General features: G+C 68.6%; 13 protein-coding genes. 4 read left to right on the top strand and 9 right to left on the bottom strand.

The features are described from left to right. The coding region (locus AC5RUJ_RS04560) for an ATP-dependent Clp protease ATP-binding subunit (RefSeq protein WP_494155630.1) at window positions 1-2,563 on the bottom strand (2,563 nt) is incomplete at its 3' end. 211 nt (window positions 2,564-2,774) lie between these two features. On the opposite strand from AC5RUJ_RS04560, the gene AC5RUJ_RS04555 reads away from it, so the two are divergent. Both AC5RUJ_RS04555 and AC5RUJ_RS04550 read left to right on the top strand, forming a co-directional pair. Then, window positions 2,775-3,149, top strand: coding sequence for a LexA family protein (locus AC5RUJ_RS04555; RefSeq protein WP_494013756.1), 375 nt, complete (start codon window positions 2,775-2,777; stop codon window positions 3,147-3,149). Next, entirely contained in the window at window positions 3,142-4,500 is a 1,359-nt protein-coding gene (locus AC5RUJ_RS04550) for a Y-family DNA polymerase (protein WP_494128595.1), read from the top strand. The genes AC5RUJ_RS04555 and AC5RUJ_RS04550 overlap by 8 nt, the downstream gene beginning before the upstream one ends. A gap of 108 nt (window positions 4,501-4,608) precedes the next feature. On the opposite strand, the gene AC5RUJ_RS04545 is transcribed toward AC5RUJ_RS04550, so the two are convergent. From AC5RUJ_RS04545 to AC5RUJ_RS04520, 6 genes are all read right to left on the bottom strand, one after another. After that, complete coding sequence (locus AC5RUJ_RS04545; protein ID WP_494048896.1) at window positions 4,609-4,824, bottom strand: hypothetical protein; 216 nt, start codon at window positions 4,822-4,824, stop codon at window positions 4,609-4,611. Between the two features lie 74 nt (window positions 4,825-4,898). Further along, window positions 4,899-5,354, bottom strand: coding sequence for a hypothetical protein (locus AC5RUJ_RS04540; protein WP_494024669.1), 456 nt, complete (start codon window positions 5,352-5,354; stop codon window positions 4,899-4,901). Window positions 5,355-5,416: 62 nt separating this feature from the next. Further along, on the bottom strand, window positions 5,417-5,635 hold the full coding sequence (locus AC5RUJ_RS04535) for a hypothetical protein (protein WP_494002222.1): 219 nt from the start codon (window positions 5,633-5,635) through the stop codon (window positions 5,417-5,419). An 82-nt stretch (window positions 5,636-5,717) separates the two neighbouring features. Continuing rightward, window positions 5,718-6,788, bottom strand: coding sequence for an NAD-dependent epimerase/dehydratase family protein (locus tag AC5RUJ_RS04530; RefSeq protein WP_494128594.1), 1,071 nt, complete (start codon window positions 6,786-6,788; stop codon window positions 5,718-5,720). 140 nt (window positions 6,789-6,928) lie between these two features. Then, window positions 6,929-8,578: a catalase gene (locus AC5RUJ_RS04525; protein WP_494128606.1), complete on the bottom strand. Its 1,650-nt coding sequence runs from the start codon at window positions 8,576-8,578 to the stop codon at window positions 6,929-6,931. 332 nt (window positions 8,579-8,910) lie between these two features. Further along, a complete protein-coding gene (locus tag AC5RUJ_RS04520; RefSeq protein ID WP_494128593.1) occupies window positions 8,911-10,137 on the bottom strand; it encodes an MFS transporter in 1,227 nt (408 codons plus the stop codon). A gap of 225 nt (window positions 10,138-10,362) precedes the next feature. Here AC5RUJ_RS04520 and AC5RUJ_RS04515 point away from each other — a divergent pair, with 225 nt between their 5' ends. Further along, a complete protein-coding gene (locus AC5RUJ_RS04515; RefSeq protein WP_494002225.1) occupies window positions 10,363-10,842 on the top strand; it encodes a TetR family transcriptional regulator in 480 nt (159 codons plus the stop codon). A gap of 158 nt (window positions 10,843-11,000) precedes the next feature. Here the strand turns inward: AC5RUJ_RS04515 and AC5RUJ_RS04510 are convergent, their stop codons facing one another. Beyond that, window positions 11,001-11,369, bottom strand: a complete 369-nt coding sequence (locus AC5RUJ_RS04510) for an iron chaperone (RefSeq protein ID WP_494002226.1) — start codon at window positions 11,367-11,369, stop codon at window positions 11,001-11,003. Between the two features lie 58 nt (window positions 11,370-11,427). Next, entirely contained in the window at window positions 11,428-12,363 is a 936-nt protein-coding gene (locus AC5RUJ_RS04505) for an NADP-dependent oxidoreductase (protein ID WP_494002352.1), read from the bottom strand. 169 nt (window positions 12,364-12,532) lie between these two features. Here AC5RUJ_RS04505 and AC5RUJ_RS04500 point away from each other — a divergent pair, with 169 nt between their 5' ends. Further along, window positions 12,533-13,159, top strand: coding sequence for a malonic semialdehyde reductase (locus tag AC5RUJ_RS04500; RefSeq protein ID WP_494002227.1), 627 nt, complete (start codon window positions 12,533-12,535; stop codon window positions 13,157-13,159). The last annotated feature ends 189 nt before the right edge of the window (window positions 13,160-13,348 follow it).

Below are 13,348 nucleotides of genomic sequence, written 5' to 3'. Positions count from 1 at the left end.
CGCGCAGCCCGTCGTCGCCGGCGGCCACGCGGATTCGCCCGCCGTCTGCAACGGCCTCGGCCACCAGCAGGTCCGCGATCCGGTCATCCAGCTCGCGCTGGATCACGCGGCGCAGGGGCCGGGCGCCGTATTCGGGCTCGTAGCCGGCCTCTGCGATCCATTCCACGGCGTCCTCGCCAACCTCCAGCGCGATGCCCTGGGCCGCCAGCCGGGCTTCGGTCTTGCGCAACTGCAGCCGCACGATGGAACGCAGCTGCTCCTGATCCAGCTTGCGGAACAGCACGATCTCGTCGATCCGGTTCAAAAACTCCGGCCGCATGGTTTCGCGCAGCCGGCCCATCACCCGGGCGCGCAGATCCTGCTCGCTTCCGAAGCCGTCCACCCCGTCGTTGGCGGTGAAGCCCAGCGCTCCGCCCTTGCTGGCCAGGAACTCCGAGCCGAGATTGGAGGTCATGATCACAACGGTGTTGCGGAAGTCCACGGTGCGGCCCTGCCCGTCGGTAAGGCGTCCGTCGTCGAGGACCTGCAGCAGGAGATTGAACACGTCCGGGTGGGCCTTCTCCACCTCGTCCAGCAGCACCACAGAGTACGGGCGCCGGCGGACGCGTTCGGTCAGCTGGCCGGCCTCGCCGTAGCCGACGTAGCCCGGAGGGGCGCCGACCAGCCGTGAGACGGTGTGGCGCTCGCCGTATTCGCTCATGTCGAAGCGCACCATGGCGTCCTCGTCACCGAACAGCGACTCCGCCAGGGCCTTGGCCAGCTCGGTTTTGCCCACACCGGTCGGGCCCAGGAACAGGAAGCTGCCGACGGGCCGGCCCTCGTCCCCCATGCCGGTGCGGTTGCGCCGCACGGACCTGGCGATAGCGGTCACCGCATCATCCTGGCCAATCACCCGGGCGTGCAGGTCCTCCTCCAACCGGGCCAGCCGCTGCCGGTCGCCCTGGGTCAGCCGGGCGGCCGGAATGCCGGTGGCGCGGGAGATGATCTCGGCGATCTCGGCCTCGCCCACCACATCGGAAGACGCGACGCCGGGGCGGGCCCCGCCGTCGTGGTCTTCCGTGGCACCCGGGGCCGACTGCTGGGCGGAGGCGGCTTCCAGCCGGGCCTTCAGCTCTTCGATCTCGTCGCGCAGCTTCGAGGCGTCCTCGTAGCGTTCCTCGGCGACGGCGGCGTTTTTGGCCGACTCCAGCTCGGCCAGCCGGCCGCGCAAGGCCTCCACGTCAACGCGCGGGCCGCGTCGCAGGCTCAGCCGCGCGCCGGCCTGGTCGATCAGGTCGATCGCCTTGTCCGGCAGGAACCGGTCGGTGAGGTAGCGGGAGGACATCTCGACGGCGGCCCGGATCGCTGCCTCGGTGTAGGCCACCTGGTGGTGTTCTTCGTAACGGTCCTTGAGGCCGGACAGGATGCGGACGGCGTCCTCGATCGAGGGTTCTGAGACCATGACGGGCTGGAAGCGCCGCTCCAGGGCAGGGTCCTTCTCCACCTTGCGGTACTCGCCAAGGGTGGTGGCGCCGAGCAGGTGCAGTTCGCCGCGGGCCAGCCGGGGCTTGAGGATGTTGCCGGCGTCCATGCCGCCCTCGCCGCCGCCGCCGGCACCGATCACGGTATGCAGTTCGTCGATGAACACGATCAGTTCGCTGCTCGCGGCGCTGATCTCGTCCAGGGTCTTGGTCAGGCGTTCCTCGAAGTCGCCGCGGTAGCGGGTGCCGGCCAGCATGCCCGGCAGATCCAGCGACACCACACGCTTGCCGCGCAGCTGTTCCGGGACGTCGCCGGCCACGATGGCCTGCGCCAGCCCCTCGGCGATGGCGGTCTTGCCCACGCCGGCCTCGCCGATCAGCACCGGGTTGTTCTTGGTCCGGCGCGCGAGGATTTCGATGGTTTGGGCAATTTCGTCCGCGCGGCCGATCACCGGGTCCAGCCGGCTCTCCCGGGCCTGGGCCGTCATGTCGGTGCCGAACTGGTCCAGCATGGGAGTTTCCGACCCGGTGCCGGTGCTCTGTTGCGGGCCGGTTGCAGGGGTGGGGCCGTCGGGCTGCGCCGCAGCTGTCTCCGCCGCGTGCTGCAGTGCCTGCGGGGTGACGCCCGCGCCGGCCAGGATCTGGCCGGCGGGGGTCTCCTGGTTCAGCACGAAGGCGGCGAAGAGGTGCTCGGGGTCGATGTAGGTGGAGCCGAACGCGCGGGCCACCTGGTGCGCGTCCAGCAGGGCACGCTGCGCCGACGGCGTGAGCGACGGCGTTTCCCGGGTCGGGCCGGTCTTTTCCGGCAGGCCCTGCTCCGCGGAACGCGCGATGGTCTGCGGGTCCGCGCCGGTCAGCTTGATCTGGCTGGCGGCCGGCTCCTGGCCGACCATGACGTGCAGGATGTGCAGCCCGTCCACCTCGATGTGGCCGAGGCCTGCGGCGAACCGGGCTGCCTGCGCCAGCACCTCATGGGTGCGGCGGCTGAGCAGCCGGGTGAGGTCGACCGTGCGGGATTGGGCCGCCCGCTGGCCCTGCAGGTAGCGGGCCAGGAACTCGTCGAATGAACCGTTGCCGGAAGCTGGTCCGAAGAACAGTGGCATGGATAATCCTCCTGTGGAACGTGAGTGCCTTCGACTCATGTTAACGCCTCTACGGCAGGATTATTCCAGAAGCTACCCGAACTTGAGTGCAGCTGGCTCATATGTAGGCCGCGGCAGGCCGGTGCTACTGTTGGATTCGAAGCTTTGTTCGAAGACGGGGGTCGGGATGTTCGGTGTAGAGCAGCCGTCGGATGCGTCGGCGGGCCCGGAGATGGGCAGCGGAGCGCCCGAGGAGGCGCGCGGTTTCCCGTCGCCGGCCAGGGACTACTTCCACGGCGGCATCGATCTGAACCGGCACCTGATCCGTGACCGCACCAGCACCTTTGTGATGCGGGTGGCCGGAAACTCGATGGCCGCGGCCGGGATCAGTGATGGCGATGAGCTGATCGTGGATCGCTCTTTGACCCCGCGCGACGGTTCGGTAGTGGTCGCGGTGCTGGACGGGGAACTGGTGGTCCGGCGCCTGCATCTCACCGCGGACGGCGTGCGCTTGCAGGCGGACGACGGCGGCGTTCCCACCGAGGTGGGCGAACTCGCCGACCTGAGCATCTGGGGCGTCGCCACCCGTTGCCTGCACCATGTCTAGCGCCCCCGTGCCCGGGGCAGGCGGGGCGGCCTCCGGCCAGCCGTCGGGCTCCGGCGGAGCGACCTCCGGCCGGCCCGGCGAACGGATCGCGCTGGTGGACGTCAACAATTTCTACGTCTCCTGCGAGCGGGTCTTCGATCCGTCCCTCGAGGGACGGCCCGTCGTCGTGCTCTCCAACAATGACGGCTGCGTGGTGGCGCGCTCCGAGGAGGCCAAACAGCTGGGGCTGAAGACCGGGACGCCGTGGTTCCAGGTGGCGCCGCGGGCCAAGGCCTGGGGGCTGGTCGCGCGGTCCAGCAACTACGAGCTGTACGGGGACCTAAGCGCCCGGGTGATGGAAGTGCTCGGCCGGTTCGGGGCCTGGCAGGAGGTCTATTCGATCGACGAGTCGTTCCTGGGCCTGCCCGGCGACGAGGCCCAGTTGCTGGAGACTGCCGGCCGAATCCGTGCCGCAGTGATCCGGCAGGTGGGCGTGCCGGTCAGCGTCGGCGTGGCGCAGACCAAGACGCTGGCGAAGTTCGCCAACCACGTTGCCAAACGGAATCCCCAGATGGCCGGAGTGTGCTCGCTGGGCTCGATGCCCGCTTCCGACATCGCCTGGATCCAGTCACGCGTCCCGGTCACCGGGCTGTGGGGCGTGGGCGGACGGACGGGGAAACGGCTGAACGCCCTCGGGATCGAGTCGATCGCAGACCTCAAGGCCGCCGACCCGCAGGCAATCCGCAAAAAGTTCTCCGTGGTGCTGCAGCGAACCGTGCTGGAGCTGAACGGGACGCCCTGCATCCCGCACGCGGAGGAGCGGGCCGACAAGCAGCAGATCATGTTCTCGCGCAGTTTCTCCACGCCGGTGACCACCCTCGAGCAGATGGACCAGGTGATGGCGGTCTATGCCCAACGCGGGGCGGCCCGGATGGCGGCCGAGGGACTGCGCGCCTCGGTGCTGACGGTGACTGCGGGGACCAGCAGGTTCGCCGGCGGCGAGGCATCGTTTCCCGCGGCCAGCGTCAACCTGGCGACGCCCACCCAGGATCCGATCCAGCTGACCAAGGCTGCCGTGGCCGCCATGCGCGGCTGCCTGACTCCGGGCGCCCACTATGTCCGGGCAGGGGTCCTGCTGTCGGGGCTGGAGCCCGCGGCCGGCCAGCAAACCTTCGACCCCTTCGTCAGCGATTTGGAACAGCGGCACATCGGCGACCTGCTGGGCGCGGTGCGTACCAAGTTCGGCGAAGCCTCGATCGGCCTCGGTCAGGGCGGGCTGGCGGCCCCCGCGGCGTGGTCAATGAAACGCGAATTTTCCTCGCCACGCTACACCACCGAGTGGAGCGACCTGCCGGTGGTCAAGGCGGATTAACCGGCTGTGCACCGGGTCGCGTCGCAGCGGCGCAACGGGCACGGCAGCGGCCGAACAGTGGCACGGCAGCGGCCGTATCTCGACGGCCGCTGCCGTGCCCGCGGTGGATCAGTCGCTCGGGCTCGTGTCGGTGGTGAGCCCGCGGTCGTCCGGCGTTTCCTGGTCCTTCTCTTCAGCCGGCCCGGGCGCGATGTTCATGCCCTCCTTGCCCTCGGGCTCGGGGGCGGAATCGGCCGCCTGCTGCTCCTGAGCATCCGGCGGATCTGCCGCGGTGCCCGACTGGTCCCGCGGACCTTTGACCTGGCCGGTGTCGTTCTCCGTCATGCCAGTCCTTCCCTCTGCCGTTAATGCAGGCGGAGCCCCGGCGAGGGGCCCGGCCCGCCAGAATCCCGGGCGGGTTAAACTCCGGGCGGGCGCAGGTCGTCGTCCCTGTTGAGGGTGGCGGGGCCGTCAGGCATGGTGCCTCCCTCGCCCGTCCAGCTCTGCCCGAGTTCATCGTTCTGCGCCGGATCCGACATGGTGGTGTCGCCGAGGGTGGTGGTGCCCGTGGTGCCGCCGGCGGTGGTCGTGGGGCCAGTGGTGCCTCCGTCGTCCTTACCCGAACCGTGGTTGCCGGGCAGCTTGGAGGTCGCCGCGGACCCTGCCTTCTTGGCCGCTTCGGTAACACGGTCGGCGACGCCTGGTGCCTTTTCCTTGACCAGGTCCGTGGCTTCGTGCACTTTTTCCTGGACCGCTGGGTTCTGCCAGAACTCCTGGCTCTTGGCCTTCAAGGAATCGTAGGCGGACCTTCCGGATTTCGAACCCAGGACGAATCCGAGGGCGATGCCGGCGCCGAATGTGAGTTTCCCTTTCACAGCGTGCTCCTGTCTGTAGACGGTTGATGGGCGGTGCTAGGTGGAGGTGCGGGCGGTGCCAGTCAGCCGGGGAAAGGCGCGTTGGGCGCGTCCCCGCGGCCGTCCTGGTCCTTGTCACCGTAGGCCTTCTTGACCAAGTCGTCGGCGAGTTTCTCGTCACCGTGGACCGGGATGTGGGCCTCGTTGACTTCCTTGTCGATGCCGCCTGCGTCGGCGGGAGTCAGAGTGTCGTCATTCGCGTCGTCCGGGTGTTCCGGGCGCCGCTCCTCGTTCGGATTCATCAGGTCCTCCTTCTCGAGCGGGTCGTCCTGTGGGATCAGACCGGGCAGCTGCGCTCTTCGCGCGGCTTCCCATGGGGCCACACTACGCGCCGGTCTCCGGCTTCGCACGGGTCAAGCGGCTGCGCGGGCGCATCGCGGGGGATTCCGTGACCCCTCCGGCCCCGGCCATTCCCGCCAGGACTTCACGGATCGCCGACAACGAATCCACCTGCGGTATCCAGCCGAGTTCGTCCCTGACCCGGCTGGTGTCCATGACCGGAGCGTAGCGGGCCATGTCCACCCAGCCGGGGTCGCTGGCCAGCAGCCGAAGGGACCACGCGGCGCCGACCAACTGCCGCACCAGCGGCACGGGAACGGGCAGCCAGCGCCGGGCACCGAACAGGGAGGCGACGAGTCCGGGCGTTACCACCGGTTCGGCCGCCACGTTGAAGGCACCCCTCGCGCCCTGGTCCAGCACCCGCCAGTAGGCGTCCGCCACGTCGTTGGCATGCAACGCCTGGAAGATGAACTCCTCGGGGAACGGGAACAGCGGCAGCCGTAGCCGGTTGACGAAGAACTTGGGGATCCACCGGCCCACAAAGTAGCGGCCGATCTGGCTGCCGGCCTCGGCTTGGAAAATCAGGCCGGGCCGCAGCCGCGCCACCTTGATTTCCGGGTGATCGTCGGCGAACTCGTCCAACAGCGCTTCCTGCTGGCCCTTGAACCGGCTGTAGTGCGAGCTGGCGATGCCTCTGGCCGGCCAATCCTCGCGGACACGGGAGTGCTTCGGTCCGGGGCTGTACGCGCCGACCGACGAGGCGCAAACCACCTGCCCGACGCCGGCGTTGGTGGCAGCGGCGAGCATGTTCGCGGTGCCGTCCACGTTCACCCGGCGCAACTGCTCTTCATCGTGGTTCGGTTGCAGCAGCCACGCGAGATGGACGACGGCGTCGCATCCCTTAAACGCCTGCGTCAACCTTTCCCGGGCATCGCGGGAGGCGATGTCCAGCGAAACCCACGTGACGCCGTCGTACGGTTCCGTCGTGGCATCGGGCAGCCGCCGCGCGATGCCGACGATCTCCACGTCGTCCGCGCGTTCGCCCCGCGCCTTCTGCAGCCGGCGCAGCACTGCTGTACCGACGTTCCCGCTGGCTCCGACCACCGCGACTCGCATGGACAGACGCTACCGCGGATGCCACGGCTTGGCGAGGGCCGGCGGGGCGGCCGGCCGCCGGAATCCGTGCAGGATTCGGCCGAGGGCCGGGTATCTCCGCAGGTCATCCGCAGCTTAAACGTGCAGGTCGCGCGGTGACGCTACCGCTCCACTTTGACGCGTTCGTTGGGCACGCAGTGCGTCATGGTTAGCCCCGAAACGTCACGCGGCCCGTTCTTGCCGAGGTTGGCCATCCACTGCTGCTCCGCTTCGGAAAGGTTCTGGCTGGCCAGGGGCCCAAGGTCCCTCACCTCGTCCAGCGAGATGCCGATGCCGCGGCCCACGCCCTGGCCGAGCTCGTCCGCGATCATGTAGAGGTGCCAGAGCATGCGCTCCTGGATCGGCCGGTCGCACTGCGCCAGCGCGTTGGTCAGGTTGGTGATCAGGTCCTCGCGCTCCCAGTCCTCTTGCAGGTAGAACCGCTGGCCGGCCTGCAGGTAGTCGTTGGTCCGCTCAATCCGTTCCCTAGTCAGCCGGCCGCCGATCTCGGGACCGACGGCGTGGTGGTAACCGGAATCCTTCGCCGCCTCCTGCAGCCCGCCGGTGATAGTCGGCTCGTAGTTAACGTGCGGGTTCTGGCCCGGCGCGGTGTCCACAAAGTGCGTCAACTGGCCGTCCCGCTGGTTGGTGGCCACCGGCACCTTCGGGCTGTTGACCGGCAGCTGCAGGTAGTTCGGGCCCACCCGGTGACGCTGGGTGTCGCTGTAGGAGAACGTGCGGCCCACCAGCATCTTGTCGTCGGAGAAGTCGAGGCCGTCCACCAGCACGCCGGTGCCGAACGCGATCTGCTCGCTCTCGGCGAAGAAGTTCTTGGCGGTGCGATCCAGCACCATCCGGCCGACCGGTCGGGGAGGGAACTGCTCCTCCGGCCAGACCTTGGTATCGTCCAGCGGGTCGAAGTCGAGCTCGGGATGCTCGTCGTCGGACATCATCTGCACCACCAGCTCCCACTCGGGGTAGTTGCCGGCTTCGATGGCGTCGTAGAGGTCCTTGGTGTGTGACCCGAGGGTCTGCGCCTGCACGTTCGCGGCGTCCTCGGCGGTCAGCGACTTCACGCCCTGCTTGGGCATCCAGTGGTACTTCACGAGCACCGTCTCGCCGGCGGCGTTGACCCACTTGTAGGTGTTCACGCCGAAGCCCTGCATATGCCGGTAGTCGGCGGGGACGCCGCGCGGGCTGAAAACCAGCATGACCATGTGCATGGATTCGGGGGACTGGCTGAAGAAGTCCATCGCCCGGTTCGGCACCGACGCCTCGAACGTTACCGGGTCCGGCTTCTGCGAGTGGATGAAGTCGGGGAACTTGATCGCGTCGCGGATGAAGAACACGCCCAGGTTGTTGCCGACCATGTCCCAGTTGCCGTCCTCGGTATAGAGCTTCACGGCAAATCCGCGCGGGTCGCGGGCCACCTCGGAGGAATCACGGCCGCCGGCCACGGTGGAGAAACGGATGGCGAGGTCGGTGCGCTTGCCCGCTTCCTGGAACAGCTTGGCGCGGGTGAACCTGCCGATCGGCTCGTCCCCCCACTTGCCGTAGGCCTCGAAGTAGCCGAAGGCCGTGGTGCCGCGCGCATGCACCACGCGTTCGGGCACTCGCTCGCGGTCGAAGTGGCTCATCTTCTCCAGGAACTGGTAGTTCTCCAGGGTTGCCGGGCCGCGGGCGCCGATGGTTCGCGTGTTCTGGTTGTCGTAGACCTTGTGGCCCTGGCGGTTGGTCAGGGGCTGGTCCGGGGACTGGGCCGCATCGGTCATCACTGATCACTCCTGGGGAAAAGGGGGAGGCCGCTTGCCGTGATTCCAGCTTCCTCCTCGGCCGCGGCGAGGGCAAGAGTCCGACGACGACGCGGCCGGGCTTCGCGGAGGAGTGCCCGTGGCGGTGCGGCGGGAGCTTCGCGGGAGCGGCCGGGGCGGTGCGACGGGAGCTTCGCGGGAGTTCCCGGTGGCGGTGCTTTTCGCTCCCACGTCTTGGCGGCGGCTCCCGACGTTTCGCCTAGTCAGCGCGCTTTAGGGGTAGCCAAAGATGGGCAGTTAGTCCGAGACATGGGAGCGAACACACCGGAGACCCGGCCCCGCCCCGCCCGGACCTACCGGTGGGCGAAGCTAAGCCCCAGGCGTTTCTCGCTCAAGTACACGCTCAGGCCAATGCCAAGGGCCGCGAACGTGCAGGTCATCCACCAGGTGGACTGCCAGCCGCCGGTAACCGTGGCCAGCCAGGCGATCAGGGCCGGGCCGGTGAAGTTGCCGACGTTGAAGATCTGCTGCATCAACCCCATGGCGGCCGGCGGGGACCCGTCCGCCGGCGCCAGGTCCACTGCCATGCGGGTGAGCGTAGACGGGATCACCGAGCCCACCATGGAAAACAGCGACACGCAGGCGAACTGGAAGGCCATGCCGCCCGGCGCAACGGTCCAGTCGATGCCGAAGGTGAGCACCGTCGTGGTGCCCATCAGGATGAAGGTGGGGATCATCAGCAGCCGCGGGGGGACGCCGCGCTGCAGCAGGGGAGCGGCGCCGATGGCCCCCAGCGCGTTCAGGCCGCCGACCACCGCGGACAGGATGCCCGGCCAGATCCCGGTGACCCCGTTCTGCTCATAGATGGTAGGCAGGAAACCGACCACGGCCATCCACTGGACGGTGTAGCAGGCGAACACCACGCCGGCGATCCACGGCTTGGGGGACCGGACGGTGCGGCCGATTCGACGGGTGGCCGCGGGCAGGCCGGAACCGTCGTGCCGCGGGTCCTGCGGCACGAACTTCAGCACCAGCGGGATCGGAATGAGCGTCAGGGCGGCCATGATCCACCACCACGTGTGCCAGCTGGTGGCCTGCAGGATGAGCGCGCTGGCCACCAGCCCGGCGAAGGTCGCGAAGCCCTGGTACGCGCTCCAGAAGCCGACCGCCAGGTTGACGCGGACCCCGGGCGTGTTCGCCCGGATGAGCCCTGGCGCCACCACCGTGGTCAGCAGGAAGCCCGCCCCTTCAAGTGCGCGGCAGGCCATCAGCACGGCGGCCGAGTCGGCGAACCCCCCGATGACCGATCCGATGATGAGCAGCCAGAGGCCGGCCAGCAGGCAGCGGCGTGCGCCGATCATTTCCGCCAGCAGGGAAACCGCCAAGCCACCGACCATGCCGGCCACCTGCACCACGCCCAGCAGCACTCCGGCCTGCACCAGGGACATGCCGAGCTCGTCACGGATCACGGGAATGGCCGACGGCAGCTTCCAGATGTGCATCGCGGCCGTGACGCCCGCCAGGACGACGACGATCCATGCCGCGTCTGCCCGCGGCCGGATGGCGCTGGTGGTGGCCACGCTGCTCCTTTCCGGGGGGTTCGATTAGTTGCCCGTACAGACTATCCGCGGCCGGAGAAGGGTGACGCGCGGCACGTAAGACGGGCGCCGGCGTCGTAATAGTTGACTACGATATGGGCGGAGCCGGGCGGGCTCGGCGCGCCATGCCGAGGCGCGGCGGCACCGCACCGCCGTGGATAGACTGGCCAAGGCGGCAAACCCGCCGGGGAACTACGGGAGGGCAACATGTTCGAACCTGGGGCGCCGATCGACGAGGTCGAGCGCGACGTCGAAGCGATCATCATGGAATTGGTGCACGAGCTGGGCGAGCGGGCCGACGCCGATCCGGAGCCGCTGGGCGCCGAGGAGCGCGCCTACATCGCGGCGTTTTCCGACGCCAGGGCCAACAACGACCGCAACCAGACGGCGTTGCTGTCGACGGCAATACGGCAGCCGAACCTGGCCGAGTCGCTGGTCTACCTTAACCAGCGGCTGGACCGGCAGGATCTTGACCCGCGCGAGCCCGTGGGCATCATCGGGATCATCGTCCGGCTGGCGATGGACGGGCTGTGGGTCTCCGACATGCTGGACAGCACGCGGTTCAAGCCGGAGGACCGGCGCCGGATCACCGACGTGCTCACCGGCATGACGTACCTGACCGACGCGCGGCTCAAGGAACTGCTGGCCGAGCTGGCGCCGAAGGGACGGGCGTCGCAGAAGGACTGACCAGCGCAGCCTGCGCCACCGGGCCCGCCCGCAGCTTCAACGGCTGGGGGCGGGCCGGCTGTCGTAAGGGTGTTCCCGTCGTCGTAACCGGCCCGCCCACAGCTTGACCGCTGGGGGCGGGCTCGTCGTCGTGAGGGGTCCGGGCCGTCCGGGGGGAACTAGGCGTCGGTTGCGTCGTGGCCGCGCTGCCGGGCCAAAGCCTTGGCCACCCGGGTGATCAGGTCGTACGGAACGGGCCTTCCCAGCGGAAACTTCAGGGTTCCCTTGGCCGCCAGGTACGGTTCCATGTCGTGCTGCAGCGCCGCATCGGCTTCCGGTACGGGGTAGAGCGAGACGTGGTGTTTCCAGCCGGCGAAATAGACCAGATAGTGTCCCTCAAACATGATGGTCGGTATGGCGTAGCTGATCTTCTCTTCAGCCCCCGGGACCGCGCTGTGGATGGTCTGCCGGATTTCCTGCAGGATGATCCTGACGTCCTCGGGGAACGACGCGATGTAATCGTCGATCGTCGCAAACTGCTCCGCCATCCTGACCCACCTGCCGCCTTCCGGCCTTGCCCTATCAGACGTCCTATCCGGCCACGTCCTAGCCGGCGTGTCCCGCAAACGGCGTCAGCACGATCTTGCCGGACGCGTGGCCCTCCTGGCTGTAGCGCATCGCGTCCGCGGCCTGATCCATCGAAAACGTGCGGTCGATGTCCACGGTGAGCTTGCCCGCGTCGGCCAGCTCGCTCAGCCGCGCGAGTTCGGCAGCGTCCGGGCGTACCCAGATGTAGTGGCCGCCGTGCTTGCCTGCGGTCGGATCGGCGATCGACGCGTGCCGGCCGCCATTGCGCAGCACGGCCAAGGTTTCCTCCAGAACCCCTCCCGCGAAGTCCGCCACGGCGTCCGCGCCCTGCGGAGCGAGCCCGCGCACGCGGTGCACCAGCCCGTCGCCGTATTCCACCGGTTCCGCGCCGAACTCCCGCAGCCGTTGGTGGTGTTGCTTGGAGGCGGTGGCGATGACCCGGAGGCCGCGTTCGGTGGCGAGCTGGATGGCGATTCGACCGACGCCGCCGGACCCGTTGTGGATCAGGATTGTCTCGCCGGTTGACGGGGCCAAGGCGTCCAGGGTCCGCTGTGCTGTCATGCCGGTGAGCGGCAGCCCGGCGGCCTGCTCCCAGCCCAGCGATTTCGGCTTGCGCGCCACCATGGATACCGGCAGCGCCACGAACTCCGCGTAGGTTCCGCCGCTCACGGTGTCCCGGCGGCCGTAGGCGTAGACTTCGTCGCCGGGAGCGTATTCGGGGGTATCCGGTCCCACCTCCTCGACGACTCCGGCCACGTCCCAGCCGGGAATCACCGGGAAGTGCACGTCCAGCATCGCGTCCAGTCCGCCGGCCATCACTTTCCAGTCCACCGGGTTCACGCTGGCCGCTTTGACCCGGATGAGCACCGCACCCGGTGCCACCTTTGGCCGCCGAACCTCCGACTGCTCCAGGACCTCCGGCCCGCCGTACCGCGAGTAGGTCATGGCCTGCATGGTCTTAACCAACGAATGCCGCCTTCCTGTTTTCGCTCCACCCTAGCGGCGGGTTGCAAGCCTTGCCTATGCAGAGGGCCGCGTAACGAACCTCACAGGCCCGCAGGAAATTCCGGCATGGAGGGGCGGTGTTCAACCCTGTAGACCCATCCCGCAACTAAGGAGTCACATGAGCGTCGAAACCGTTGACGTCAGCCTCGAGAACGAACTGGCCGTGGACCGCGAGGCCGCGAACCAGCTGTTCCTGGAAGCCCGCACCGCGAACACCTTCTCCGCCGAGCCGGTCTCGGACGAGCAGCTCGCCGCCATCTATGAGCTGGCCAAGATGGGCCCGACCATGATGAACAACCAGCCGCTGCGCATCACCTGGGTCCGGTCCGCCGAGGCCCGCGAGAAGCTGGGCGCCCGCATGGCGGAGGGCAACCGCGCCAAGACGCTGACGGCTCCGATGGTCGCCGTGCTCAGCTACGACGCCGACTGGCACGAGCACTTCGAGACGTTCTTCCCGCACGCTCCCGAGCGCAAGGCAATGTTCGACGACAACGCCGAAATGCGCGCCGAGGTCGCCAAGAACAACGCGTGGCTGCAGGCCGGTTACTTCATCATGGCCGTCCGCGCCGTGGGCCTGCACGCCGGCCCGATGGGCGCGTTCGACGCCGCCGGCATCGACGAGGACTTCAACGCCGGAACCTCCCACCGCACGTTCATGGTGGTCAACATCGGCACCCCCGGCGAGAACCCCTGGTTCCCGCGGCTGCCCCGCCTGGACGCGGAAATCGCCGTGCAGACGGTCTGATCCCGTCAAACCGCTGACGACGGCGGTGCCCACCCACCGGGGGCTCGCTAGCTTCCCGGGGGAGGGCGCCGCCGTCGGCGTTTAAGGGTGGCGGGCGAGGGCCGCCACCGGAAGGACAGCCAGGACAGCACAGTTCCTGCCGGTCATGACAGCGCGCGCCCCGCCGGACAGGGCGCCACGGCGTCGCCG

It is taken from the genome of Arthrobacter sp. Y3223164 (assembly GCF_059091005.1).
This window is presented reverse-complemented; position numbering and strand designations above follow the sequence as displayed.